Source organism: Halomicrococcus gelatinilyticus, assembly GCA_024227995.1.
Lineage (GTDB): Archaea > Halobacteriota > Halobacteria > Halobacteriales > Haladaptataceae > Halomicrococcus > Halomicrococcus gelatinilyticus.
Genome location: CP100465.1, coordinates 1960508 through 1986273 on the forward strand (window position 1 = coordinate 1960508; position 25766 = coordinate 1986273).

Here is a 25766-nt window from a genome sequence, read left to right on the forward strand (position 1 = left end):
ACCGGCGTCGTGGCCGGACGGGGGTACGGTCGCGGTCCGGCGTCGCGACCGGCTTCCGGAAGGACTTTCACCCGACCGCCACCACGAATCTGGTATGTTTACCGGAATCGTTGCGGAGTCGGGCGAGGTGCGCGAGGTCGTCGACGACGAGGGCGGCCGGCGGTTGACCATCGCTGCCGACGAGGTGCTCGACGGGCTGGACCACGGCGCGAGCGTCAGCGTCAGCGGCGCCTGCCTCACGGTCGAGGCGTTCGACGACGAGACGTTCGAGGTGTTCCTGGCCAGCGAGACGCTGGAGAAGACGTACTTCGACGTGGTGGAGGTCGGTGATTCGGTCAACCTCGAACGCGCGCTCCGGGCCGACGCGCGCCTCGACGGCCACTTCGTCCAGGGGCACGTCGACACCGTGACCGAGGTGGTGGACGTCCGGGAAGTTGGCGAAGACTGGGAGTACGAGTTCGCGGTCCCCGAGGCGTACGACGCCTACGTCGCCGACAAGGGGTCGGTGGCGCTCGACGGCATCAGCCTCACGGTCGCGGAACGGGGCGAGGAGACGTTCACCGTCGCCGTCATCCCGACGACGCGGGAACTGACGAACCTCTCGGGGAAGGAGCCCGGCGACCCGGTCCACCTCGAGGTCGACGTGCTGGCGAAGTACGTCGAACGGATGCTGGACGACTAGTCGCTGGCGGCCGAGGCCGCGGTCCGCTCGTACATGCGACGGTAGCGCGACAGCTTCCGGTAGAGCAGGAAGCCGAAGATGCCGTCGTAGACGAGCACGAAGCCGACGAACGCCGCCGACTCGGGAACGCTCGGGTAGAACGCGGTGACCATCGCGGGGACGACGCCGACAAGCGAGTTGTAGGTCGCGTGGATGAACGACGCGACGATCAGCCCCTTCACGACGATGGGGCCGGCGTTCTCGCGGTTGAACTTCGCGAGCCCGAGGTAGTAGCCCGCGAACGCCGAGTAGATGACGTGGCCCGGCCCGGCGAACAGCCGGAACACAGCCGTCCGGCCGGCCCGGAAGAACGTCTCGGCCGTCGTCGACGTCGCGAGGACCTCCTGGCTGATGTAGATGGCGTTCTCGATGGTGGCGAAGCCCAGGCCCGCCATCGCGCCGTACACCGCCCCGTCGACGACGGCGTCGAACGAGGGCCGCCGGTAGGGGTAGAGCCGTATCGCGAGCCACTTCACCGTCTCTTCGACGGGCGCGACGACGATGTAGAAGAAGAGCACCATCCCCACGACGGGGACGCCCTCGAACGCCGGGAGCGCCAGGGTGTTCACGACGGCGGCGAACCCGGCGAACAGCACGCCCAGCATGAAGGTCCCGACGAGCAGTTTCAGCGGTTCGCCGGTCGTCACGTCGGCGTGCCAGATGTACGCCGCGAGCGCGGTCGCCGGGACGACCGACAGCAGCACGAACGCGCCGACCCAGGGGTCGGTGAGCGCCGCCAGGCCGCCGAGGGCGAACTGGGCGGCGAGGATGACGGCCGCGAGCAGGACGACGACGACGCGCGTGATCGTCACGATGCCGCCGTAGACCCGCGCCGCGAACCAGTCGAGGCGACTGCGCTCCTCCCAGGTCGAGACCCCGTAGAGGTCGACGGAGTCGTCGGCCGAGCGTGCGACCGGGTCCCGTGATTCGTCCATGCGGTGGGATGCGTACGGGGAGGCGGTAAATCGTTCGGCGACCGACCATTATTATCCCTAAAATGTATTTATATTCCATTCATTCTCGTAGGGGTGTGCTTATCACTGACTATCGGGGACGCTGTACCAACATGGCTCCGTACAGTTCGAGCAGGGGGATGATGTACTCCGCACCCCCGACCGCAGACGACACGACCGAGAAACGAAACGAGACACGATCCGCGGACGCCGTCGCGGCCGACGGCGGGGCGGACGACGCGCTCGACGAGGAATCGACGACGGACGCCGGATCGCCCAACGAGATCGGCGCTCCCGGCGTGACCGACGCGAACTGGACCGGCAGCGTCCCCGCCGACGACTGACTCCGGACGACACTTCTGGGTCGCGTCGGCGGGCCGCCCGGCGACCGACCTCGCCACCCTCAAAAGGTCACCCCACGAACTGGGTGACATGCCAGCTACCGCCGACCGTTACGTCGTTCTCCGACCGCCGGAACCAGCACGTCCGGCGTCGCCGCGACCATGAGCACGGTGCGCGTCCGCGGCATCTACACGACCGCGCTGACCCACCTGCTCACCGACGAACGTGACGAGTACGACGTGGTGCAGGCGTCGCCGCCCATCCGGCGACGCTTCGACCGCGAGTTCGGGACCGCCGAGTACGACGCCACCGTCGAGACGACCGACGACCGGCAGGGGGTCGGCGTCTTCGGACCGGACGCCGCGGCGGTCGCCGCCGACCTCGCGGACGTCGGCCGCGACACGTTCCGCTGGACCGACGCCGCGCCGCGCGGTGCGGTGTTCCACGGCGTCGTCGACGAGACGCTCGGCAGCGGCGCGGTCGTCGACCTCGGGGACCGCGAGGGGTTCCTCCCGTTCCGGACGGTCGACCGCCGCGTGGACGAGGGCGACCGCGTGCGCGTGCAGGTCCACGACCCGGCCGCGCCCTGGGAGAGCGACCGGCCGCTGCTGGGGACCGACGTCGAGGTGTTCGGCGGCGTCGCCAGCCTCTCGCAGGGCGTCGGCAGCGTGGTCGCCAGCGCGCCGGACGACGCGAGTCGACGCGAGCTCGCCCGGACGACCGAGATGCTCCCGACCGAGGTCCCCGACGACTGGGGCGTCCGCTGGGAGTACGCCGCGAGCGAGGCGAGCATCGACGAGATGGACGCCGCGCTCGCTCGGGCCGTCGACGCGGCGACGACGGTCGAGGACGCGCTCGCCGACGCGCCCGACCCCGGCGAGCACGCGACCCAACTCGTCGCCGCGCCGGAGGAGACGGCGTGGCTCTGGTTCGGCCGCGAGTCGCGGTTCGAACTCGACGCCGTCCGCCGCGCGGTGGCGACCACGATGCCGGGTCACCACCGGGTTAAGGCCGCCGACGAGGCCGCCAGCACCGCCGTCGACTTCGTCGAGGACCTCTGCGCGCCCGCTGAGTCGTTCCCGACCGGGGCCGCGCTGCGGCAGTTCGGCCCGGCGGAGGGCGCGAGCGTCGCCATCGACCACGGCAAGCCGGACGGCCGCTGCTTCTCGCTCGGTCGCGGCGAGGTGACCGACTGCGACCCGGAGGAGGGGACCGTCACCGTCCGTCGGCAGATGCGCGGCGGCGGCGACTACGACGCGCTCGGCGTCCCTCGCGAGGACGGCGACGTGGCGGTGACGAAGCTCCGGGAGGGTCGCTGGTGGTACCCGACGGTGTACCGGGACGAGGACGGCGACGCGAAGGGCACCTACGTCAACGTCTGCACGCCTGTCGAACTGTTCCCGTCGTCGGTCCGGTACGTCGACCTCCACGTCGACGTGGTGAAGTTCCCCGACGGCCGCGTCGAGCGCGTTGACGACGACGAACTCGACGCCGCCGTCGAGGACGGCGACGTCTCCGAGGCCCTCGCGGAGAAGGCGCGCTCGGTCGCCGCGAGCGTCGAGTCGGCGCTCAGGTGAGGTCCGACCGCCGCGAGATGATCGCCGCGGTGAGCAGCGCCACCAGCAGTGCGGCCCCGCCGATCCGCGGGTGGTCGAGGACCGTCGCCGGGTCGAGCAGCGACCCGTCACCCTGGCCGTCGCCGGGCGTCGTCGCTCCCGGCGAGTCCGCCACCCTGAGCGTTCCCGCCCCGACGCCGTCGACGGCGAGCCGGCGCTCTCCCGTCTCGTTCGCGCTGTAGGTGAACGTCACCCGCTCCGAACCGTCGGCCGGCACCTCGACCCGTTCGCTGGCGACCACCTCGCCGCCGACGGTGAGGTTCGCAGCGACCGTTCTCGCACTCTCCCCGCCGTTCTCGACGGTGGCGGTCACGGTGACCGTCTCGCCCGGCGCGACCGTCGTCGCCGAGAGCGTCGCGTTCGTGACGGCCACGGCGCCGGGCCGGTGGACGTCGACGGTCGCCGTCGCGGTGACCGCGTTGCCGCCGTCGTCGACGACCGTCACGTTGACGTCGCGGGTTCCGGCGGCGTCGTAGGTGTGCTCGACGGTCGGCCCGGTCGTGGTCCGTTCGACGCTCCCGTCGCCGTCGAAGTCCCAGCGGTAGCGTTCGACGTCACCGTCCGGGTCGGTCGTCCCGCTCGCGTCGAGGGTGACCGCCTCGCCGACGAAGCCGTCGGCGGCGGCGAGCGCGGCGTCGGGCGGAGCGCCACAGCCGCCGGACCGGACGACCACCGGTTCGCTCATGTCGAGTTCCGTCCGCGTGGGACTGGACGCGTTGCCCGAGACGACCGCCCAGGACGTGATCGGCTCCGTCGGCCTGTCGGGCGTGTAGAGGGCGGCGTCCTCGTTGAACGTCGGCGCGATGGTGAGGCTGAAGTCGCCGGCCAGCCCGCGGAAGACGCCGCCGTCGGTGCGCGACCCGCCCCAGCGCCAGTCGATGCGGTTCCGGTCGAAGCGGTCGTCGCGGCCGTCGTAGGTGTCGTCGACGAGCACCCACTCGCCGCTGTCCGGCAGGCCGTCGAACCGGAAGGTGACGGCGCTGCGGGGGAGCGGCCGCACCTCGCGGGCTGCCCGTTCGTCGTGGACGACGACGAGGCTGACGACGCCGTCCGGCCCCTCGTAGAGGAACAGCGAACTCGCGTTCTCGCGCGTGAACCGGTCGGGCACGAACGAGCTGTACCGGTAGCTGCTCTCGTTGGTGTACGGCGTCCGGTAGTCGTAGAACTCGTCGACGCGCTGGTTCCCCTGGAACGGCTCGACCGGGACGCAGGTGTCGCCCTGCTTCACCGAGAACGTTCCGGCGTCGGCGGCGGGCGCGTCCGGCAGGTCGTCGCCGGGCAGCCCCGGCGGCGGCCCGGGCGGCAGGGCGACCGCGAGGCCGCTCAGCACGACCGACGCCACGACGAGCAGCGCGACAGCGGTCGCGCCCCGTCTCATCGGTCGTCCGGCCCCCGCGATGGGTCGCGATTCGTCCAACTGTCCTCCGGTCCGGCGTGCGGGTCGTCGGGTGAGACGACCGACGCGCGGGCGGGGGGTGTGCTCTGCTCCGCCAGGCGACGCTCGGTCACCGCGTCGGTCGTGGTCTCGGGGCGGCTCACTGCCGACCCGAACGGGGGACGGGGTCTTCGTTATACGCCGCCTGACGGCGAGTAGACGCGCACTGACGTCACGCTACCCGGCGAGCGCCCCGAGCACGGCGTCGCCCTCGACGTACGCCAGCCAGCCGGCGAACGGGAGCGAGACGACCAGCCACGTCACCCTGAACGGGGTCGGGTCCCCGGCGACGGTCGCGTCCAGCGCGGCGACGCCGGCCCAGGCGACGACCCACAGCGCGCCGACGAACAGCGCGTGCTGTCGGCGGGACGGGTCGCGGCCGAGGACGACGTACGCGCCAGGGAGGGCGACGACGAGCAGCGGCAGCGCGAACACAACCTGCGTGAACGGGTCCGGCGGCGAGAAGACGGCGCCGAGCAGGAAGGTGACCAGTAGCGCGAGCGGGAGGGCGTTCCCGGCGCGTTCCAGGGAGACCATGCCTGACGGGTCGCGTCCGCGGAACTTAGTCCTCCGCCAGCAGGTCCGGCAGGTCGTTCACGGAGTCGAGAACGGCGGCCGCGCCGGCGTCCTCGTACTTCCGCCGGCCCGACTCGCCGGTGAGCCCGCCCGTGAGCACGCCGACGCCGTGGTAGTCGCGGTCGGGGTCCGCCTCGGCGGCGTTGACCGCCGTCCGCACGTCGTCGAGCGTGTCGCCGACGAAGACGACGCTCCCGGCCTCGAACCGCTCTGCGAGCGTCGTCAGCGCTCGCGGGTGGGGCTTGCCCTCCTCCCAGTCGTCCATCGTGAACCGGCGGTCCGCCGGCACGTCGACGCCGGCCCGCTCCAGCGCGATGTCGGCCTCCGCCGCGGGGCGGCCGGTGACGACGCCGACCGGGTACCGCTCGGTGAGCGTCGCGACCGTCTCCGGGTCGACCAGCACCGGTTCGTCGTCGATGTATCCCAGTTCGTCCCCCGCGCCGTCCGCGTCCTCGGCGAGGTCGGGCTCGCCGCCCTCGATCTCGGCGTACAGGTCCGGACCGAGGTAGAGCTGCTGGAACACGTCGCGCAGGCGCTCGCGGTCCCACGCCTCGCGGACGCGCTCGGCGGCCGCCGCGGACAGCGCGTCGTCGACGACCGCCTCAGCGGCCGCGACGCCGCTCCCCGTCTCCGCGATGCGGTCGGTGAACTCGTCGACCGACGCCGACAGCCCCTCGCGGCTCGCGAGGACGTACAGCGCGGCGGCGTCCGTGAGCTCCCAGTCGTTGTTGAACCCGCCCGCGTCCTTGAACGCCTGCACGTCCGCCTTCGGGATGGTGTCCCCGTAGACGTGGTCGACGGCGTCGACGATGGCGCGGCGGTAGGAGTCGGCGACGTCCACGAGCACCCCGTCGATGTCCAGCACGACAGCGTCGGCTTCCATGCCCGTGCGCTGGCGGCGAATCGCCAAGGGTCTGCCGGATTCGCGCCGCCGGTCGCGACCCGTCCCGGCTGGTTCGACCGCCGTTGCGCTCCCGGATGAACCGCTCCCCCACCTTTATCATTCTGGGTGGCGGCGTGGTAGCATGGCGATAGAAACCGTTCTGCTCGCGGTAGGACCGGGGGACGAGGACCGGGCTGACCAGCTCTCCTCGGCCGTGGCCGACGTGGCCGGGCCGGCCGGCGCGACGGTCGTTCTCGCGCACGTGTTCACCGACGACGAGTTCGAGGAGGTGGTCGACCGGCTGGACTACGACCCGACGGGCCAGCCGAATCCGGACGAGGTCGCGGCCAGGCACGCGACCATCCGCTCGCTCGCCGACGACCTCGACGAGGCCGACGTGGGCTACGCCATCCGGGGCGCCGTCGGCGAGCACGGCGAGACCATCGTCGACCTCGCGGAGGCCGTCTCCGCCGACAGCGTCTTCGTCGGCGGACGCAAGCGGTCGCCCACCGGCAAGGCCGTCTTCGGCAGCACTGCACAGGAAGTGATGCTCTCGGCGCCCTGTCCCGTCACCTTCGTCCGGACGGACTGAGTCAGGCCGTCAGCCCCTTCGCGACCGAGTCGAGTAGCAACTCGCGAATCTCCGCGTACCAGCCATCCCCGTACTCCCCGAACTCCTCCTCGTAGAGCGCCAGCAATCCGATCGACTTCATGAGACCGAAGAACGGCAGCGGGTCGACCGCCCGCATCTGGCCGTCGCGCTGCCACGCCTCGAGGATGGGCGCGAGCGCGTCCAGCATGACCTGCATCTCCTCGGCGATCGCTTCCTCGGAGACGTCGCGGTAGACGGTCTCGTGCTCGTTCTCGAGGACGACCCGCTGTATCGGCGGACTCTGCTCGATCCAGGTGAGATACACCTCGAACAGCGTCCGCAGGCCGGTCTCCGCGTCCTCGACGCCGTCGAGCTCGCTCGCGAGCGCGTCGAGGAAGTCGTCGCGCTCGCGCACGAACACCTCGAAGTAGAGCTCCGACTTCGAGTCGAAGAAGCGATAGAACGTGCTCTTGGCGATGCCGACCTCGTCGGTCACGTCCGCGACGTTCGTCTTCTCCGGCCCCCACCTGAGGAACAGTTCCCGTCCCGTCTCGATCAGGTTCTCCCGGATCTCCGCCCGTTCCTCGTCGCTGAATCCCCGCATGGACGACCGATGACTCCATGATTCATTAAGTTTTTACTTTCCCACGTCGTCCACCGACGGGAGACGCCGTCGGCCAGCGACCCGACTCGTCGGTCGTCCGTGCGTCGGGGTCGTCGCCGGACGGTGCGAGACCGAACAGTTCGCCGACCGGTCGGCGGCACAGAACTCGCTGGCGAGTAAATGCTTGTAGTTAAGTGTGCAGGCGGTCGTTTGTACAGCTAAATGGGCTACTACGCGGGCGTCGACCTGGGTGCGACGAACGTCAGGGCGGCAGTCGCCGACGAGGAGGGGACGGTCATCGCGACCCACGACCGTTCCACCCCACAGGGCCCGGCCGGTATCGCCGTCACGGAGGCCGTGCTCGGATGTCTGCGCACGGCGTGCACGTCGGCGGACGTCGCGCCGTCGGAGATACGCGCGGCGGGCATCGGCAGCATCGGGCCGCTGGACCTCGCCGAGGGGACGGTCGACAATCCGGCGAACCTGCCGGACAGCATCGACCGCATCCCGCTGACCGGTCCCGTCGAACAGTTGATAGAGAGCGACCAGGTCTTCCTCCACAACGACACCAACGCCGGCGTCATCGGCGAGCGCTTCCACAGCGACCGCAACCCGGACGACATGGCGTACGTCACCATCTCCAGCGGCATCGGTGCCGGCGTCACCGTGGACGGCAACGTCCTCTCCGGGTGGGACGGCAACGCCGGCGAGGTGGGGCACATGGTCGTCGACCCGCAGGGGCGACGCACCTGCGGTTGCGGCCGCGAGGGCCACTGGGAGGCGTACTGCTCGGGCGACAACATCCCCGAGTACGCCCGGATGCTCGCCGACGAGTCCCAGGTCGACACCGCGCTCCCGCTCGACGACCCCGACTTCTCCGCGCCCGACGTGTTCGAGTACGCCGGGATGGACCAGCTCGCCGACCACGTCGTCGACCAGCTCGTCCACTGGAACACGCTCGGTCTCACCAACATCGCCCAGGCGTACGCGCCCATCGTCATCTACGTCGGTGGCGCGGTGGCGCTGAACAACGAGGAGCTCGTCGTCGACCCCCTCCGCGACCGCATCGACGACTACGTCTTCAACAACGTCCCCGACGTCGAGCTCACCACGCTCGGCGACGAGGTGGTGCTGAAGGGCGCAATCGCGAGCGCGATCACCGACGGGACGGGCGACCGCAGCCGGATGCGGAGCTGACGGGAACACTTATCATCGCACCGCGAGAGCCCGCCAACGTGCTCCGCGACGCCCTCCTCTCCCCGGACCGCTTCTTCCGCGACCGGACGCGGGCGACCCTCCCGCGTGCCGCCCTCGTCGTCACGCTGGTCGCGCTCGTCTCGACGCTGTCGATCGCCGGTATGGGCTGGTACCTCGGCCAGCAGGTCGACGTGACCACGCAGGTCGACAACCCCGCCTACCCGGGCGATCTGCTCTGCGACGGCGACGGATTCGGCACGACGCCGTCCGGCTGTGACGCCCCGAAGACGAAGACCGTCGACGTCGGCGCGAAGCTCTGGGACGAGTTCGTCCAGCGGCTTCCCGTCGTGTTCCTCGGATCGTACGCGGCGTGGCTGCTGTTCGGCGTGCTCCTCCACGCGTCGTCGTGGTTCGCCGGCGGCGAGGGGTCGTTCTCGGACACGCTCGTCGTCACCGCGTGGGGAATGGTGCCCAGCATCTTCCAGACGGCGGTCGGTATCGGCCTGTTCTACCTGTCCGTCCGGAACGCCGACTTCGCCACGACGCCCGAGGCTCTCGTCCAGCAGTTCCGGACCCTGACCCGGGCCGCTCGGGGTGGCAACGCTGTCATGACCCTGTTCGTGACCGCCTGGTCGTGGTACGTCTGGAGCTACGGCCTGAAACACCGCCGCAACCTCCCGACTGGACAGGCCGCGAAGGCGGCCGGCGCGGTCGCCGTCCTCGTCGTCGTGCTCGACCTGCTCTGACGACGCTCTCGGGCCGCGCCGCCGTTCGTCGGACACCGAGATATTTACGCCCCCCGCGCCGAACCTCCGCACATGATACTCTCCGACGCGGACATCATCCGTCGCCTCGACGAGGGGGACCTCGTCGTCGAACCCATCGACGACCCGGCCCTGCAGATCCAGCCCGCCAGCGTCGACCTGCGCCTCGGCGAGACGTTCCTGGAGTTCAAGCGGACCAACATCCCCTGCATCCACCCCGACAGCGAGCAGGAGGTCGAGAGCTACGTCGACGAGACGACCGTGCCGGAGGGCCAGGAGTTCATCCTCCACCCCGGCGACTTCGTCCTCGGGACGACGAAGGAGCGCGTCGAGATTCCCGCCGACCTGCTCGCGCACGTCGAGGGGCGGTCGTCGCTCGGCCGCCTCGCGGTCGTCGTCCACGCGACCGCAGGCGTCGTCGACCCGGGCTACCGCGGCCAGATCACGCTCGAACTGTCGAACCTCGGCACCGCGCCGGTGGCGCTGACGCCCGGCACGCGCATCTCCCAGCTCATCTTCACCGAGCTGAAGAACGCCTCCGAGCGCCCCTACGGCAGCGAACGCGGGTCGAAGTACCAGGACCAGCAGGGGCCGCAGGCCTCGCGCATCGGCGGCGACGAGGAGTTCGGCGGTGAGCAGACGTGAAGTTCGCCGAGGAGATCGTCGTCGAAGAGTTCCTCCCGACGTTCCGGTCGATGCTCGCAGCGGACCTCCGCGAGCGCGGGCTGACCCAGAGCGAGGTGGCCGACGCGCTCGGCGTGAGCCAGAGCGCCGTCTCGAAGTACGCCCACGGCGAGGTGGCCCAGAACGACCGCGTCCGCGACGACGAGCGCGTCCAGGCGCTCGTCGCGGAGGTCGGCGAGGGGCTCGCCGACGGCAGCATGAGCCCCGTCCAGGCGCTCGTCGAGGTCGAGGTGCTCGTCCGGCGACTGGAGGACCACGACCTCATCGCCCAGCTTCACGAGGAGGCGATGCCGGAACTGGAGGGGTACGGCGGCGACTTCAACGTCCACGACCCCGACGACGAACTGCGCGCCACCGAGCGCGTGCTGACGTCGATGCGGCGCGCCATCCGCGTCGTCGAGAACACCAGCGGGTTCGCCTCGCTCATCCCGGCCGTCGGGTCGAACCTCTGTGAGTGCCTGCCGGACGCCGAGGGCATCGACGACGTGGCGGCCGTTCCGGGGCGCATCTTCGACGTGAAGGGGCAGGCGACCATCCCGGCGGAACCGGAGTTCGGGACGAGCGAACACGTCGCCTCGGTCCTGCTGGCCGCGCGCGAGCACGGCACCGACGCCCGCGCCGCGCTGAACCTCCGCTACGACCCCGACCTGATCGACCGCCTGAAGGAACTCGGCCACGTCACCGCCGAGTTCGACGCCGAGTACGACGACGTCGACGAGGCCGTCGGCGAGGCGCTGTCGGCGACTCCGGACGCGACCGTGCTCTACCACACCGGCGGATACGGCATCGAACCCATCACCTACGTCCTCGCGGACCGCGCCGACGAGGCGGCGCGCGCCGCCCGCAAACTGGTGTAGGGCGTCCGACATCCGCGCCGTTCGACGACCGCGCCCGCCCGGCAGGACGGGCGAGCTATCACGTTCCTGACCCCCGGGAAATCGATATGCACAAAGTATATACCGAATCGGCCTCTCGTTTTACACACCTCGGGTAGGGGTACACGAGGTATTCTTTCAGCGCCAGAGGACGAGCGCCAGCCGTCGGTATCTCTCGCCGACCGGCTGTTCCGGACCTGTCACTTCCCGGTTTCGAGGACGACGCGCTCGTCGTCGACGTCCGCCACGTCGTCGTCCTGGATGGCGTAGGTGTCGTCCCCGTACTGCCCGGCGTCGAACCGCGTCTTCAGTTCCTCGACGACGTCGTCGGGGGCCTCGACGTGCGCGGTCCCGTGCTGGACGTCGGCGACCATCCCCACCTCCGTGCCGTCGGCGTCGAGCACTCGCTTCCCCTCGTCGTCCGTCGAGAGTGCGACCGTCATCGGCAGAACAGAGTACGGCGTCGGGTTTCAGGGCTGTGGCCGACGCGGCGTCGTCGAGCGTGACGTCACGGTCCGCCCGCACGCCGTCGGTGGCGTCGTCGAGCGCGAGTCGTGGTCGGCGCGCCGTCGGTGGCGTCGCCGGCGGCGGGCACGGTCGTCTCTACGGCAGAAACAGGGGGACGAGCACGAGGACGAGTCCCAGCACGAGCACGCAGAGACCGTAGGCCTGGCACCGGACGACTCCGAACCCGCCGGACTCGGTCCCTGGGGAGGCGAGGTGGAGCGACTGGCCGAGCACCAGCACGTCCCGCGGTCGCGTCGCCATCGCGGCGCCGATGCCAGCCAGCAGGAGTCCCACGAACGCCGGTTCGACCGCTATCATATCTTCACTACATAGAGTATATAGTAAAATCTCTTTCGACTGGTACGACGGACGAAAGCCGTCAGTACGCCGCTCGCAAGACGTACGTCATCGCGCTCGCGCCGACCATCCCGCCGGCACCGAGGCTGCCGACGATGGCCATCGCGCGCCGCGAGTCCGCCTCGGTCCAGTCGGACCCGGAGTCGAGGTGGTCCTGCATGGTCTCGACGGCCTCGCCCGCGAACACGGACCCGGACCAGCCGAGCAGCGCGAACCCGAAGGCGAGCGCGCCGACGGCGAACACCTTCGTGCTGGCGAACCGGATCGATTCGCCCGCCGCGACGACCGTCGAGACGCCGACGCCGCCGACCGCCACGCCAGCCAGTCCGTACCGGACGATGAGGCGGACGCGGGGGCGGAGGGTGGCGCGCGCGTCCATCAGTCGACGGTCTCCCGCATGCGCGGGTCGAGCGCGTCCCGCATCCCGTCACCGAGCAGGTTGAAGCCCAGGACGGTCACGGCGAGGAACAGGCCGGGGAAGAACGACCACCACCACTGGCCGGTCAGCAGGCCCTGCTCGACGCCGTTGGACAGCATCAGGCCCCACGAGGGCGTGCCGACGCTCGCGCCGAAGCCGAGGAACGACAGCGCCGCGAGGTCGATGATGGCGAGGCCGAAGTTGAGCGTGCTCTGGACCGTGATGGGCGCGAGCGAGTTGGGGAGGATGTGGCGGACGAGCACGCGCGGGTCCTTCGCGCCGAGCGCGACCGTCGCGTCGATGTACTCGTCCTCCAGCACCTTCAGCGCCGCACCCCGGACGACGCGGGCGAACCGCGGGGTGTAGACGAGCGTCAGCGCGGCGACCGCACGCCAGAGACCCCAGTCCTCGGGGAAGATGGCGACCAGCGCCAGCGCGAGCAGCAGTGCGGGGAACGCCAGCAGCACGTCCATCGAGCGCATGATGACGTTGTCGGCGACGTCGCCGTAGTAGGCGGCGAGCGTCCCCAGACCGACGCCGAGGACGGTGGACGCCCCGACCGTGATGGTGCCGTACTTCAGCGCCAGCCACGCCCCGTACATCGTCCGGTGGAAGATGTTGCGCGCCTGGACGTCGGTCCCGAACGGGTACGACCCACAGGACCCCGCCGAGGCGAAGATGTCGAGGACCGCGCGCTCCCCGCACGGCCCCTGCAGGGACGGGTTCGTGCCGAACTGCGACGACGACAGCGCGCCGACGTCGAGCAGCAGTCGCGACGCGACGGCGGTGACGACCATCCCGCCGATGATGGCGAGGCCGACGACCGCGAGCCGGTTCGACAGGAGTTCGGAGAGGAACGGCGACGCGCGCAGACGTTCGAGGAAGCCGCGCGTCGTCACGTCCTCGCTCTGGGTTTCCGTGCTCATTGTTCGATCCTCGGGTCGAGATAGGAGTAGGTGATGTCGACGCCCAGGTTCACCAGCGTGAACAGGAACGCGAACAGCAGGACGGTGCCCTGTACGACGGGGTAGTCACCGACGCGGATGGCGCTGACGAGCAGCGTGCCGATGCCGGAGATGCCGAACACCGTCTCGGTCAGCACCGCACCGCCGAGCAGCGTTCCGAACTGGATGCCGATGACGGTGACGACGGGGATGAGCGCGTTCCGGAAGCCGTGTTTCAGCGTCGTGATCTTGACGCCCTGACCCTTCGCGCGGGCGGTCCGCATGTAGTCCTGGCGGACGACCTCCAGCATCGACGAGCGCATCATCCGCGAGATGAGCGCCATCTGGTAGACGCCGAGGACGACCGTCGGCAACAGCAGGTGCCGGGCCGCCGAGACGAACGCGTCGACGTCGGCGACCAGCAGCGTGTCGATGGTGATGATGCCCGTGATGGCCGGCACCGAGTACTGCGTGGCGATGCGGCCGCTCGTCGGGAGCACGCCCAAAAACTGGGCGAAAAACAGGATGAGCAGCGGGCCGCTCCAGAAGATGGGCACGCTGATGCCCGTGAGCGCGCCGACGCGGGTGAGGTGGTCGGTCACCGTGTTCTGCTTGACGGCGCTGATTATCCCGAGCGGAATCCCGAAGAGGATGCCGAGTATCTGGCCGTAGATGGCCATCTCGATGGTGACCGGCAGCCTGTCCGCGAGGACCTGCGTCACCGGCGTTCCTTTCTGGATGGAGTACGACTGGCCGAACTCAAGCTGGACGGCGTCGAAGAGGAACCGGCCGTACTGCACCCAGATCGGGTCGTTGAGGCCGAGCTCGCGCTCGACCTGCTGGACGAACTCTTCGGACGCCCGCTGCCCCGCGATGACGCGGGCCGGGTTCCCGGGCGAGAGATGGAGGATGGCGAAGACGAACGTCGCAACCCCCAGCAGCACCGGGATGAGCAGCAGGAGCCGCTTGATAACGAACCGCTTGCTAATCATCACCTAGCTGGATGAGGGTGGGAGACAAAAAAGATGCGTTACGCGGTCCCTGAAGTCGGCTCCGGTTCCCGATTCGAGAGCCCGGTCAGCTCGCGGTCAGGGGGTCGGTTCGCGGTCCGGGAACCGGTTGCGGTCCCGGGTGGTCGGTCGCGCCTCGCGGTCTACAGTTTGACTCGCGAGAGGAACGGACCGCCGATCTTCGCGAGGTTGAAGTTCTTCACGTCGTCGTGGACGCCACGGATGACCTCGGTGTGCGTGACGAACACCCACGGGGCCTCGTCGTGGGCGATCTTGCCGGCCTCCGTGTAGTACTCCTCGCGCTTGCTCTTGTCGGACTCCTTCTGGCCCTTGTCGAGGAGTTCCATGAACTCCGCGTTCGCCCAGGCGGCGTAGTTGCCGGTGTTCCCGTTCTCCATCAGGTTGCTCCACTCGATCCAGTCCTGCCCGTCGGGCGACTCCATCTGGGGGTGCAGGAGCGGGTAGAAGAAGTTGTCCGGGTCGCCGTTGTCGGACATCCAGCCGATGAACCCGGCGTCGTGCTTGCCCTTGTCCATGTAGGTGGTGTGGGCGTCCCACTTCTGCTTCGTGATGTTGACCGTGACGCCGACGTCCTTCAGGTTGGACTTGATGGTGTTCGCCGTCTGGGTCGGGGACGGGAAGTACGGGCGCGGGTTGGTCATCGTCGCCAGTTCGAAGGTGAACCCGTCGCCGTAGCCGGCCTCCTCCAGCAGCGACTTCGCCTTCTCCACGTCGTGCGGGTAGGGGTCGAGGCTCTCGTTGTAGCCCATCACGCCCGGCGGGAGCGGGTGGCTGGCCTGCGCGGCCATCCCCTTGTAGATGTTGTTGACGATGGACTCCGTGTTGATGGCGTAGTTGATCGCCTGACGGACCTTCTTCTTCCGGAAGGCCTCGACGCGGGACATGTTCATCACCATGTACCCGATGTTCATCCCTTCGGTCCGCTCCAGGCTCGCGCCGTCGCCGTTCTTGACCTGCTTGGCGGGCTGGACGCCAAGGCCGTCGACGATGTGGGTCTCGCCGTTCAGCAGCGAGGAGGCGCGCGTGGAGTTCTGCGAGACTGCCTCGAAGACGACCTCGTCGACGTGCGGGCCCTCGCCCCAGTAGTCGTCGTTGGCCGTCAGGCGGATGGTCGTGTTGCCCTTGTTCCAGTTGTCGAACTCGAACGGGCCGGTCCCGACGGGGTCGTCCATGACCGCCGCGCCGTCCTCTTCGATCTGCTTCTTCGAGAGGACCGACAGCGCGAACACGGCCAGGTTGGCCAGGAACGGCGTGTACTTCGACGAGAGCGAGATGGTCACGCCGTAGTCGCCGTCCTTGCTGACGTCGTCGACCTTCCCGAGCAGGTACGGGCCGTAGATGGAGCCGTGCGTCCCGCTGTCGTAGACCTTGTTGACGTAGTACTCGTACTCCTCGTCGAGGAAGCGCCGGTACGTCGCGATGAAGTCGTCGGCCGTGAACTCCTCGCCGTCGTGGAACTTCACGCCCTCGCGGAGGGTGAGATTCGCCTCGGTGCCGTTGAGCTCGTACTTCTTGGCGAGCCCCGCGGTGAGGCTCGTTCCGCCGGGCTTGAAGTGGACGAGGCGGTCGAAGATCTGGTTCGTGACCTTCGCGTCCTCGCCGCTGGTCGTGTCCTGGGGGTCGAGCGTCGCCGAGTCGGCACCCCGGGAGTACGTCAGCGGGCCGCCGTTCCCGCCGCCGTCGCCGTCGTCGCCGTCGTCGCCGTCGTCGCCGCCGATACATCCCGCAAAGCCGGCCGCAGCCGCAGCACCGCCAGCCGCTTTCAGAAAGCTACGCCTGTCAGTACCACTGTCGCGTGGTGCCATAAACCAGAGTGGCGGTGAGCTCTATATAAACATACCGAAGCGTTAGGAGAAAACAACGTTGTGGGATGTTACCGAATCCCTACTGGTTGCCCAGCGACACGAGCCGGAGGAACGGTCCCGAGATGAGCTCGAGAACGTACCCGTTCACGCGGTTGCTGACGCCGCGTAGCTCCTGGGCGTGGTCCATGAACACCCACGGGGCCTCGTCGTGGGCGAGCCTGCCGGCCTGCCGGTAGAGGTTCGCCCGCTCCTGCTCGTCGTACGTCGTCTGTGCGCGCTCCACGAGGTCCATGTAGTCGGTGTTGGCCCACGCGGCGGCGTCGTTGGTGTTGAACCCCTCGGTGTCCCAGCTCACCCAGTCCTGGCCCTGCGGTACGTCGTCCTGCGAGATGCCCGGATGCAACAGCGCGTAGTAGAAGTTGTCCGGGTCGGCGTTGTCGGTCATCCAGCCGAGGAAGCAGGCGTCGTGTTTCCCCTGGTCGATGTACGTCAGGAAGGGATTGAACGGCTGGCGGTTGATGGTGACCGTGACGCCGATCTCGTTGAGGTTCGATCTGACCACCTGCGCGGCCTGCGCCGGGTTCGGGTTGTAGGTGCGCGGGTTCTGGAACGTCGCCAGCTCGAACTCGAGGTTCTCGTAGCCGGCCTCCTGCAGCAGTTGCTGGGCGCGCTCCGGGTCGTGCGGGTACGGATCCAGGTCGTCGTTGTACCCGAGCACGTTCGACGGGATGGGCTGGCTCGCCTGTTCGGCGATGCCCTGGAAGATGTTGTTGACGATAGCCTCGGTGTTGATGGCGAGGCTGATGGCGCGGCGCACCCGCCGGTCCCGGAACGCCTCCACGTTCGCCATGTTGAACGCCATGTAGCCGACGTTGATGCCCTGTTCCTGGATGAGCTCCGCGTTGTTGGCCTGGTCGACGATCTGGGACGACTGTGCGCCGAGCCCGTCGATGATGTCGACCTCGCCCGTCGACAGCGCCTGCGCGCGCGTGGAGTTCTGCCCGATGGCGGTGAACACCACCTCGTCGACCTGGGGCCCCTCGCCCCAGTAGTCGTCGTTGGCCGACAGCCGTATCTGCTGGTTGCCCTTGTTCCAGTTGTCGAACTGGAACGGACCGGTGCCGACCGGCTGGTCCGACAGGTCCTGGCCGAGGTTCTGGATGGCCTGCTCGGAGAGCACGCTCGACGCGAACATCGCGAGGTTGCGCAGGAACGGCGCGTACCGCTGGTTCAGCTCGATGGTGAGGCTGTAGTCGCCGTCCTTGTTGACGTTCCCGACCCAGTTCCCGAGGGTGAAGGAACTGTACGCCGAGACGTACTCGTCTCCGGGGTAGTTCTCGTAGTCCGGGTCGGTGAACCGACGGTACGTCGCGATGAAGTCGTCGGCGGTGAACTCCTCGCCGTTGTGGAACTGCACCCCCTCGCGGAGCGTCAGCGTCGTCGTCGTTCCGTCGAGGTTCCACTCCGTCGCCAGCCCCTGCGTGAGCGAGGTCTCGCCCGGTTCGAACGCGATGAGGGTGTCGTATATCTGGTTGGTGACCTTCACGTCCTCGCCGCTGGTCGTGTTCTGTGGATCGAGGGTTCCCGAGTCGTTGCCGCGGGCGTACGTGAGCAGACCGCCGCCCTGCTGGTTGCCCTGCTGGCTCGCCGCGCCGGTCCCCGCCCCCCTGGCCGGGTCGACCGCTGCGGCCGCCGCCGCGCCGCCCGCTGCCTTCAGGAACGTTCGCCTCGAAACGTCCGTGTCGTTTGGTATCATCCGGCGAAGACGTCAACGATTATGGTGATAATTCTGCCGGACAGGACAGGGACGACGGGGGTTTGGTTCAATTCGAGAACCGGTCGAGAATCATACCGTTCGGCCACCGAAACAGAATGGCTAGTTCGGCTGGTCGTAGAGGTGACACGCCGACGGGTGGGCCTCGTCCTGCAGCACCGGGTCGACCCGCTCGCAGACGCTCTCGAACTCCTCGGCCAGCAGCGACTCGGCCGCCTCCCAGTCGCCGTCGGCGAGGTGGTCGAACGACTCCTCGACGACCCGCCGCGGCCGTCCCGTCGGTTCGACGGCGAACAGGCGCTCCCAGAGGACGTCGTGGAACGCCGCCGTGTCTCGTCGACCACCGTCGGCCGCGGTCGCCTCCTGCGTGGGCGCGCCGCCGCGGGTGTCGGCCTCCTCGCGGACGGATTCGAGGTTGATGGCGCGGTCCTCGACCCGGCCCCGGTAGTCCATCACCTGCCGGTAGGCCGCCTGTTCGATGTCCATCCCTTCTGGCGGGATGACCTGCGGACAGCGCGTCCGGAAGTGACAGCCAGAGGGCGGGTCGATGGGCGAGGGGACGTCGCCCTCGAGGATGACCCGGTCCTCGGTGTCGGCGCGCGGGTCGGGTTCCGGGATGGCCGACAGCAGCGCCTGCGTGTAGGGATGTTTGGGGTCGGCGAACAGTTCGTCGGTGTCGGCCACCTCGACGATCTCGCCGAGGTACATCACGGCGACGCGGTCGGAGATGTGCCGAACCACGGAGAGGTCGTGGGCGATGAACAGGAAGGTCAGCCCGAACTCGTCCTGGAGGTCCTCCAGGAGGTTGATGATCTGGGCCTGCACGGAGACGTCGAGCGCGGAGACCGGCTCGTCGGCCACGATGAAGTCGGGGTCGACCGCGAGCGCCCGCGCGATGCCGACGCGCTGGCGCTGTCCGCCGGATATCTCGTGGGGATAGCGGTCGCGCTGGCCGGGTTCGAGGCCGACCGCCTCCATGAGCTGGGTGACGCGGGCACGCCGGACCGCGCTGGTCGAGCGCGTCGACACCGACACCGAGATGCCGCCGTCGCGCTCGTCGACCGTCGCGGCCAGCCCCTGCGGGACGCTGGCGACGACCTCGCCGCCCTCCCGGGTCACGCGGACGGGGACGCGCGCGACGCCACCCTCGGCGTCGACCAGCTTGTCCGCGTCGTCGTCGACGTCGACGTCCACGGGGCGGTCGACGCTACTGTCGACCGCTGCGACGGTCTCGACGTCCGGGTCGGATTGGGGCAGGTCGTGGATGTTCAGCGGTTCGGCGATGGTGTTGCCGACCGTCATCCGGGGGTCGAGGCTCGACAGCGGGTCCTGGAAGATCATCTGCATGTCCTTCCGGAACTCCCGGAGCTCGTCGTCCTCGAGGTCGGCGACGTCGGTCCCGGCGAACAGGACCCGGCCGTCGGTCGGCTCCTCGAGGCGGAGCAGCGTCCGGCCCGCGGTCGACTTCCCGCAGCCTGACTCGCCGACGAGGCCGAGCGTCTCGCCCTCGTAGATGTCGAAGGAGACGCCGTCGACGGCCTTCACGCTCTCCGACTCGCTGGAGAGCCACCGGTCGAGGACGTCGTCGGCGCGCGAGAAGTGTTTCTTCAGCCCATCCGCTCTGAGCAGCGAGTCGCCCGTCTCGTGGTCACTGGCCGTGACCGTCGACTGGTCCTCGACGTACTCGCTCTCGTCGAACGATTCGAGGATACACTTCGCGCGGTGGTCGACGTCGTCGGGCCCGTGCTGGAGGTTCGGGATCGCACCCTGCGTGCACTCCGGCTGCGCCCACGGGCATCGGTCCGCGAAGTGACAGCCCTCGGGCATGTCGATGAGGTCGGGGACGTTGCCCTCGATGGGGGTGAGCCGCTCGCGGTCCTCACGCGGGACGGATTCCAGCAGCGCGTAGGTGTAGGGGTGGCTCGGGTTGTGGAAAATCTCGTCGACCGGCCCGACCTCGACGAGGTCGCCCGCGTACATCACGGCGACGCGGTCGCAGACCTCCGCCACGACGCCGAGGTCGTGGGTGATGAACAGGACGGACATGCCGAGTTCCTCCTGCAGGTCGTCGATGAGGTCCAGTATCTGGGCCTGGATGGTCACGTCGAGCGCGGTCGTCGGCTCGTCGGCGATGAGCAGCTTCGGCCGGCAGGCGAGCGCGATGGCGATGAGGACGCGCTGGCGCATCCCGCCCGAGAACTCGTGGGGGTACTCCTCCACGCGGGACTCCGGTTCGGGGATGCCGACCTCCTCGAGGATTTCGATGGTCTCTTCGAGCACCTCCTCGTCGACCTCGTCGCTCAGCTTCGGCGCTATCTCCCGGACGGCGTTCCACCAGTTGTCCTCGCTCTTGTCGCCGTGCCGGTGGAGGCGGAGGCTCTCGGCGACCTGCTCGCCGACGGTGAGCGCGGGGTTCAGCGACGTCATGGGGTCCTGGAAGATCATCCCCATCTCGCCGCCGCGGATGTCGCGCATCACCGACTCGGGCGCTTCCATCAGGTCGACGTAGCCCGCCTCGACGGTGACGAACGTCTCCTCGTCGTCGTCGGGGACGGCGACGCCGTCGGGGTGCTGGCGGGCGAGTCGCCCGGCGAGCTCGGTCTCGGACAGTTCCTCGTCCGCCGGAATCGCGCCGTCAGGGGCGGCCCCCCGGTCGACGGTCGCTTCCTCGACGACGACGAAGCCGTCCTGCCCGTCGGTCGCGACGCCGTCGGGATACTTGCGCGCGAACCGGGCGACGGTGTCGGCGTCCTGGAAGCGGACGTCACCCGCCGCGACCTCGCCGGGGTCGTCGACGAGCTGCATCGCGGAGAGGGCGGTGACGCTCTTGCCGGACCCCGACTCCCCCACCAGCCCGACCGTCTCGCCCTCGCGGATGGTCAGGTCGAAGTCGTCTACCGCTTCGACCGTCCCTCGCTCGGTGTTGAACTGCGTTTTGAGGTTGGAAATGGATAGCAGATCAGTCACGATTACGCGGCTATGGACGGTGCGCGGCAAAAAATGGTTCGGTCGTGTGTATCATGAACCACGTTCCCACGGAGACGACGCTCCTCACAGTCGCTCCGCCGTCCTGCGATAGATGCGGTAGCAGCGTTCGAGCACCTCGACGCTCACGCTCTCGTCGTCAGTGTGGGCCTCCCCGGGTTCGGAGGGGCCGCAGACGACGCAGGTCGTGCCGGCCTTCGCGAGCCACCCGGCGTCCGTGGCGTGGGGCTTCGTCACGAGCGCCGGCGCGCCCGCCTGGGCGTCGCGGGCCGCGGCGAGCACCGCCTCCGCGAACGCGTCGTCGTCGCAGCGCATCGGCGGGAGGTCCTGGTCGACCGTCCACTCCACGCCCGGGACCGCCTCGACGGCGTCGAGGGGCGCACGCTCGCCCGGCACCGTACGCTCGTCGACCGTCACCTCGCACGTCTCCGGGACGACGTTCCACGCGCTTCCACCGTCGATGCCCGTGACGGCGACGCTCCCCGTCAGTCGCTCGCCGGCGACCTCGACCGTCGGCACCTCGCAGTCGCGGACGACGTCCGCCGCGTCGCAGGCGCGGTACACCGCGTTCTCGCCCGCGTCGGGTTCGCTGGCGTGGGCGGCTTCCCCGTGGGCCGTGATGGTGCTCCCGCGGCGGCCCTTGTGCGCGACGGCCACGTCGGTCACGCCGTCGGTTGAGTAGCCCGTCGACCCCTCGCCGACGAGCGCGTAGTCGGGCGCGAACCCGTCGTCGATGGCCGCGCGCGCTCCCTCCCCGCCGACCTCCTCGCCGACGAAGCTGGCGAACACGAGTTCGCAGTCGGGGTCGCTGTCCCGGAACGCGAGCATCGCGGCCGCGACGCCGCCCTTCATGTCGGCCGTCCCGCGGCCGTGGAGGCGGCCGGCGCGCTCGGCGACGGCGAACGTCTCTCCCCGCTCGGCCCACTGCGCGTCGGCCGGCGGCACCACGTCGTGGTGGCCGACGAGCGCCAGCGACGTGCCGCTCCCGCGCCGCGCGACGACGTTGCCGACCGCGTCGCGGGTCACCTCGGCGTCCGTCTCGGCGCGCAGCCACGCCTCGATGCGGTCGCCCGCCGCCGTCTCGTCGTCGTGGCTCGGGATGGCGACGAGGTCCCGGGTCAGTGCGACCAGTTCGTCCCGTCGAGTCTCGTCCATGCGCGGGCGTTGGCGCGCGGGCAGTTAGTTGTCCGCCTCGCGGCACGAGGGCAACGAGAGTTTAAGGGGGATGACGGGCCAACTGCCAGGCATGATAGACACCGTCGTCGTCGCCACCGATGGTTCCGAAAGCGTCACGCGAGCGGTCACCGTCGCGCTGGACCTCGCGCGCCGCTTCGATGCGGACGTACACGCCCTCTACGTCGTCGACAGCGGTGAGGTAGAGTCCTCCCCGGAACCCATCCAGGACGAACTCCACGAGGCCCTGGAGGAGCAGGGCACCGAGGCGCTCGACACCGTCCGCGAGCACGCCGACCGCTCGGTCACCACGGCGGTCCGGGAGGGCGACCCCGCCGCCGAGATCACCGAGTACGCCCGCGAGCAGGGCGCCGACGTGGTCGCGACCGGGACGCGGGGCCGTCACGGCGAGAACCGGTTCCTCATCGGCAGCGTCGCCGAGCGCGTCGTCCGCAGCTGTCCGACACCCGTGTTGACGGTGCGCCAGCTGGAGGACGGCGCGGCGTAGGCGACCGAGACGCCCGTCTCGGTCGCATCGGTCACGCCCGTCGTGCGGGGCGAGAGCTACGTTCTCCGGCCGGCGTCACGAAAATATATGCGTTCCCGCGAACAGGAGTGGGTATGGCCGCCATCGAACTGGACGGCGTCTCGAAGCGGTTCGGGAACGTCGTCGCCCTCCGTGACGTCGACCTCGTGGTCGAGGAAGGCGAGGTGTTCGGCTTCCTCGGCCCGAACGGCGCCGGGAAGTCCACCACCATCGACGTACTGCTCGACTACGTTCGCCCGACGACGGGCACCGCTCGCGTGTTCGGGCACGACGCCCAGCGCGAGACCCGGAGCGTCCACGAGCGCATGGGCGTCCTCCCGGACGCCTACCACACCTACGGACACCTGACGCCCACCCAGCACGTCGCGTTCGTCGCCGAAGCGCGCGGCGTGGACGCCGCTCCCGAGCAGGTACTGGACCGCGTTGGCATCCTCGGCGCTGCGGACCGCCGCGTCGAGGGGTTCTCGAAGGGGATGCGCCAGCGCCTCGTGCTCGGGATGGCGCTGGTCGGCGACCCCGACCTGCTCGTCCTCGACGAACCGACGACGGGGCTGGACCCCAACGGCGCGCTGGCGATGCGCGAGATAATCCGCGCGGAACAGGAGCGCGGCACGACCGTCTTCTTCTCCAGCCACATCCTCGAACAGGTCGAGGCCGTCTGCGACCGGGTGGGCATCCTCCAGGACGGCGAACTCGTCGCGGTCGACTCCATCGACGGCCTCCGCGACGCTGCGGGGGCCGAGGCGACGCTGTCGGTCACGGTCGACCGCGTGCCGCCGGACGCCCCCGCCGCTGTCCGCGCCGTGGAGGGCGTCGCGCGCGTCGCCGTCGAGGGCACCACGGTCACCGTCGCGTGCACCGACGCCGCGAAGAAGCCTGCGCTCGACGCGCTGGAGCGGGCGGGCGCGACCGTCGAGGACTTCGACACGGAGGAGGCGTCGCTAGAGGAACTGTTCGCGACGTACACGACGGAGGTCCCGGCATGAACTGGCGCGTGTTCGCGAAGAAGGACGTGCTGGACGCCTATCGGACGTGGCGGCTCGGCATCACCGCCGTCGCGTTCGTCCTCTTTCTCGCCGTCCCGACCTACTTCCGAATGGACAGCGCGTTCGCCGACGACCCGAGCTTCTTCTCCGGCGTGGGCTTCGTCCTCTTCCTCGTCCCGCTGGCGGCGCTGATGCTGAGCTACGACGCCGTCGCCGGGGAGCGCGAGCGCGGCAGCCTGAAGCTCCTGCTCGGGTTGCCCGCCACGCGCCGGGACGTGGTGGCCGGCATCGCTGTCGGGCGGAGCGTCGTCGTCGGTACCGCGACCGTGGTGGGCGTCGTCGCGGCGGCGCTGGTGTTCGTCGCGCTCGGCGGCTCGTTGCCGGTCGGGTCGTTCGTCGCCTTCCTCGCGCTCGCCGTCCTCCTCGGGGCGGCCTACGTGGGGCCGGCGGTCGGCCTCTCGGCCGCGCTCTCGACGGCCAACCGCGCGATGGCGGCCACCGTCGGCTTCTTCCTGCTGACGCTGCTGGGCTGGTCGTCGATCCCGAACCTGCTGCGGTACGTGCTGAACGGGTTCGCCGCCCCGCCCGGCCCGAAGCCGGAGTGGGCCGTCTTCCTCGACCGCCTCAGCCCGGTGAAAGCGTACGACGCCGCGTTCTCGGGCTACGTCGAGACGGAGGGGGCGCTGGTCTCGTCGGGAGACGCCTTCTACTTCAGCGACTGGTTCGGCGTCCTCGTCCTCGTCGCGTGGGCGGTCGTCCCGGTGGCGCTCGGCTACCGCCGCTTCCGGCGGGCCGACCTCTGACGCGGGTCGACGCGTCACCGCTCCGGTCGCGGCACCACCTGCGCCGCAGCGTCGACGCGTAACCGGGAACTCTTTGCGCCGGGCGACGGAGCACGGGTATGGAAGACTGGCTCATCGACGACGACGATCTCTCTCTGGAACGGAAGTCGCTGCTCCCGGGCGAGGGCTTCTTCGTCCCCGACTCCGTCGAGGAGGCGAAGGAGGAACAGGAAGCGAAGGAGGCCCTCGACGGCGCGGAGGTCGCCGTCGTGGCGGACCCGGACGCCGACGGCCTGGCCGCGACGGCGCTCGTCCGCGAGGCCTACGGCGAGGCGGCGCTCATCGACGCCGGTCCGCACGACCTGGCGGACGCGCTCGAACGCGTCGCCGCCTACACCGAGCCCGGCGCGACCGTCGTCGTCTGCGACCTCTGCCCCGACGCGTTCGACCCCATCGCCGCGGAACTGGCCGTGCTGGTCGAGGAGTCCGACGGCGTCGCGTGGTACGACCACCACCAGTGGGACGACGCGGTCGCCGAGGCGGTCCGCGACGCGGGCGTCGACCTCGTCGTCGGCGAGTCCGAGGAGGAGTGCACAGCCGACGTGGTCGCGCGCTCGCTCGACTACGACTTCCCGGAGTACCTCGTCGAACTCGCCGCCGTCACCCGCGACCACGACCTCTGGCTGCGCGAGGACCCGCGCAGCGACGACCTCGCCGACTACGCCTACTGGGCCGAACCGGAGGAGTACATGGCCGTCGTCCAGGAGCACGGCGCGGACCTGCCGCCGGAGGTCGAGGCGTTCATCGCCGAGCGCCGCGTCGAGAAGGAGGCGCTCATCGAGCGCGCCGTCGACCGCGCCGACCTGAAGACGGTCGGCGACTGGACGGTCGGGGTGACCTACGGCCGCTGCTCGCAGAACGAGGTCGCCGAGGCGATGCGCGAGGAAGGTGCCGACGCCTCGGTCGTCGTCAAGCCCGCCGGCAGCGCCTCCATCCGCGGCACCGACGAGTTCGAGCGCTGCCACGAGGTCGCCCGGCAGGTCAACGGCGGCGGCCACCCGAAGGCTGCGGGATGCAAGCCGGACGTCTACGACGACATGCTCGACTACGCCCACCACTGGACGACCCAGGGCGCGGTCACGAAGCGCGTCATCCTCGACGCGTTCCGCACCCTTCCCGAGGAACCGGCGGGCGAACAGGACTGACGCTCCGGGT

Annotated in this window: 26 protein-coding genes; 12 read left to right on the forward strand and 14 right to left on the reverse strand. The window is 69.6% G+C overall.

Annotation, left to right across the window (positions count from 1 at the left end; all coding sequences use genetic code 11):
• The first annotated feature begins 94 nt into the window (after positions 1-94).
• Positions 95-682, forward strand: a complete 588-nt coding sequence (locus NKT36_RS10300; protein WP_327050958.1) for a riboflavin synthase — start codon at positions 95-97, stop codon at positions 680-682.
• On the opposite strand, the gene NKT36_RS10305 is transcribed toward NKT36_RS10300, so the two are convergent.
• Positions 679-1656, reverse strand: a complete 978-nt coding sequence (locus NKT36_RS10305) for a PrsW family intramembrane metalloprotease (RefSeq protein ID WP_327050959.1) — start codon at positions 1654-1656, stop codon at positions 679-681. The genes NKT36_RS10300 and NKT36_RS10305 overlap by 4 nt on opposite strands.
• Before the next feature lie 131 nt (positions 1657-1787).
• Here NKT36_RS10305 and NKT36_RS10310 point away from each other — a divergent pair, with 131 nt between their 5' ends.
• On the forward strand, positions 1788-2018 hold the full coding sequence (locus NKT36_RS10310; protein ID WP_327050960.1) for a hypothetical protein: 231 nt from the start codon (positions 1788-1790) through the stop codon (positions 2016-2018).
• A gap of 159 nt (positions 2019-2177) precedes the next feature.
• Positions 2178-3593, forward strand: coding sequence for a DUF402 domain-containing protein (locus NKT36_RS10315; protein WP_327050961.1), 1416 nt, complete (start codon positions 2178-2180; stop codon positions 3591-3593).
• Here the strand turns inward: NKT36_RS10315 and NKT36_RS10320 are convergent.
• The 3 genes from NKT36_RS10320 to NKT36_RS10330 form a co-directional block, all read right to left on the reverse strand.
• Complete coding sequence (locus NKT36_RS10320; protein ID WP_327050962.1) at positions 3586-5010, reverse strand: PKD domain-containing protein; 1425 nt, start codon at positions 5008-5010, stop codon at positions 3586-3588. The genes NKT36_RS10315 and NKT36_RS10320 overlap by 8 nt on opposite strands.
• A gap of 234 nt (positions 5011-5244) precedes the next feature.
• Entirely contained in the window at positions 5245-5604 is a 360-nt protein-coding gene (locus NKT36_RS10325; RefSeq protein ID WP_327050963.1) for a hypothetical protein, read from the reverse strand.
• 25 nt (positions 5605-5629) lie between these two features.
• Positions 5630-6526 carry a TIGR01548 family HAD-type hydrolase gene (locus NKT36_RS10330; protein WP_327050964.1) on the reverse strand — a complete coding sequence of 299 codons (897 nt, stop codon included), beginning with the start codon at positions 6524-6526 and terminating at the stop codon, positions 5630-5632.
• Between the two features lie 142 nt (positions 6527-6668).
• On the opposite strand from NKT36_RS10330, the gene NKT36_RS10335 reads away from it, so the two are divergent.
• Positions 6669-7118 (forward strand): universal stress protein, encoded by a 450-nt coding sequence (locus NKT36_RS10335; RefSeq protein WP_327050965.1) that lies wholly within the window; start codon positions 6669-6671, stop codon positions 7116-7118.
• A gap of 1 nt (position 7119) precedes the next feature.
• On the opposite strand, the gene NKT36_RS10340 is transcribed toward NKT36_RS10335, so the two are convergent.
• Positions 7120-7722 (reverse strand): TetR/AcrR family transcriptional regulator, encoded by a 603-nt coding sequence (locus NKT36_RS10340; RefSeq protein WP_327050966.1) that lies wholly within the window; start codon positions 7720-7722, stop codon positions 7120-7122.
• A gap of 222 nt (positions 7723-7944) precedes the next feature.
• Here NKT36_RS10340 and NKT36_RS10345 point away from each other — a divergent pair, with 222 nt between their 5' ends.
• The 4 genes from NKT36_RS10345 (at position 7945) to NKT36_RS10360 (ending at position 11224) form a co-directional block, all read left to right on the forward strand.
• On the forward strand, positions 7945-8919 hold the full coding sequence (locus NKT36_RS10345; protein ID WP_327050967.1) for an ROK family protein: 975 nt from the start codon (positions 7945-7947) through the stop codon (positions 8917-8919).
• A gap of 38 nt (positions 8920-8957) precedes the next feature.
• Positions 8958-9665 carry a Yip1 family protein gene (locus NKT36_RS10350; RefSeq protein ID WP_327050968.1) on the forward strand — a complete coding sequence of 236 codons (708 nt, stop codon included), beginning with the start codon at positions 8958-8960 and terminating at the stop codon, positions 9663-9665.
• A gap of 72 nt (positions 9666-9737) precedes the next feature.
• Positions 9738-10328: a dCTP deaminase gene (dcd, locus tag NKT36_RS10355; protein WP_327050969.1), complete on the forward strand. Its 591-nt coding sequence runs from the start codon at positions 9738-9740 to the stop codon at positions 10326-10328.
• A complete protein-coding gene (locus NKT36_RS10360) occupies positions 10325-11224 on the forward strand; it encodes a thiamine-phosphate synthase family protein (protein WP_327050970.1) in 900 nt (299 codons plus the stop codon). Before dcd ends, NKT36_RS10360 begins: the two co-directional genes overlap by 4 nt.
• A gap of 218 nt (positions 11225-11442) precedes the next feature.
• Here NKT36_RS10360 and NKT36_RS10365 read toward each other — a convergent pair whose 3' ends face one another.
• From NKT36_RS10365 to NKT36_RS10405, 9 genes are all read right to left on the reverse strand, one after another.
• Positions 11443-11685 carry a PRC-barrel domain containing protein gene (locus NKT36_RS10365; RefSeq protein ID WP_327050971.1) on the reverse strand — a complete coding sequence of 81 codons (243 nt, stop codon included), beginning with the start codon at positions 11683-11685 and terminating at the stop codon, positions 11443-11445.
• Between the two features lie 160 nt (positions 11686-11845).
• Positions 11846-12067, reverse strand: coding sequence for a hypothetical protein (locus NKT36_RS10370; RefSeq protein ID WP_327050972.1), 222 nt, complete (start codon positions 12065-12067; stop codon positions 11846-11848).
• Positions 12068-12128: 61 nt separating this feature from the next.
• Entirely contained in the window at positions 12129-12485 is a 357-nt protein-coding gene (locus NKT36_RS10375) for a DUF7268 family protein (protein WP_327050973.1), read from the reverse strand.
• Positions 12485-13450, reverse strand: a complete 966-nt coding sequence (locus NKT36_RS10380) for an ABC transporter permease (RefSeq protein WP_327050974.1) — start codon at positions 13448-13450, stop codon at positions 12485-12487. The genes NKT36_RS10375 and NKT36_RS10380 overlap by 1 nt, the downstream gene beginning before the upstream one ends.
• Complete coding sequence (locus NKT36_RS10385; protein ID WP_327050975.1) at positions 13447-14460, reverse strand: ABC transporter permease; 1014 nt, start codon at positions 14458-14460, stop codon at positions 13447-13449. Before NKT36_RS10385 ends, NKT36_RS10380 begins: the two co-directional genes overlap by 4 nt.
• 161 nt (positions 14461-14621) lie before the next feature.
• The gene (locus tag NKT36_RS10390; protein ID WP_327050976.1) at positions 14622-16304 is read right to left on the reverse strand and encodes an ABC transporter substrate-binding protein; all 1683 of its coding nucleotides are present in this window, start codon (positions 16302-16304) and stop codon (positions 14622-14624) included.
• Between the two features lie 79 nt (positions 16305-16383).
• Positions 16384-18060 (reverse strand): ABC transporter substrate-binding protein, encoded by a 1677-nt coding sequence (locus NKT36_RS10395; protein WP_327050977.1) that lies wholly within the window; start codon positions 18058-18060, stop codon positions 16384-16386.
• A 120-nt stretch (positions 18061-18180) separates the two neighbouring features.
• Entirely contained in the window at positions 18181-21045 is a 2865-nt protein-coding gene (locus NKT36_RS10400) for an ABC transporter ATP-binding protein (protein ID WP_327050978.1), read from the reverse strand.
• An 84-nt stretch (positions 21046-21129) separates the two neighbouring features.
• Positions 21130-22218, reverse strand: a complete 1089-nt coding sequence (locus NKT36_RS10405; RefSeq protein ID WP_327050979.1) for a M20 family metallopeptidase — start codon at positions 22216-22218, stop codon at positions 21130-21132.
• Positions 22219-22309: 91 nt separating this feature from the next.
• On the opposite strand from NKT36_RS10405, the gene NKT36_RS10410 reads away from it, so the two are divergent.
• The 4 genes from NKT36_RS10410 to NKT36_RS10425 all read left to right on the forward strand — a co-directional run bounded on the left by NKT36_RS10410 (position 22310) and on the right by NKT36_RS10425 (position 25756).
• Positions 22310-22744 (forward strand): universal stress protein, encoded by a 435-nt coding sequence (locus NKT36_RS10410; protein WP_327050980.1) that lies wholly within the window; start codon positions 22310-22312, stop codon positions 22742-22744.
• A 113-nt stretch (positions 22745-22857) separates the two neighbouring features.
• Positions 22858-23769, forward strand: a complete 912-nt coding sequence (locus NKT36_RS10415) for an ABC transporter ATP-binding protein (RefSeq protein ID WP_327050981.1) — start codon at positions 22858-22860, stop codon at positions 23767-23769.
• Complete coding sequence (locus tag NKT36_RS10420) at positions 23766-24572, forward strand: ABC transporter permease subunit (RefSeq protein ID WP_327050982.1); 807 nt, start codon at positions 23766-23768, stop codon at positions 24570-24572. Before NKT36_RS10415 ends, NKT36_RS10420 begins: the two co-directional genes overlap by 4 nt.
• Positions 24573-24670: 98 nt before the next feature.
• A complete protein-coding gene (locus NKT36_RS10425) occupies positions 24671-25756 on the forward strand; it encodes a DHH family phosphoesterase (protein WP_327050983.1) in 1086 nt (361 codons plus the stop codon).
• Positions 25757-25766 lie beyond the last annotated feature (10 nt).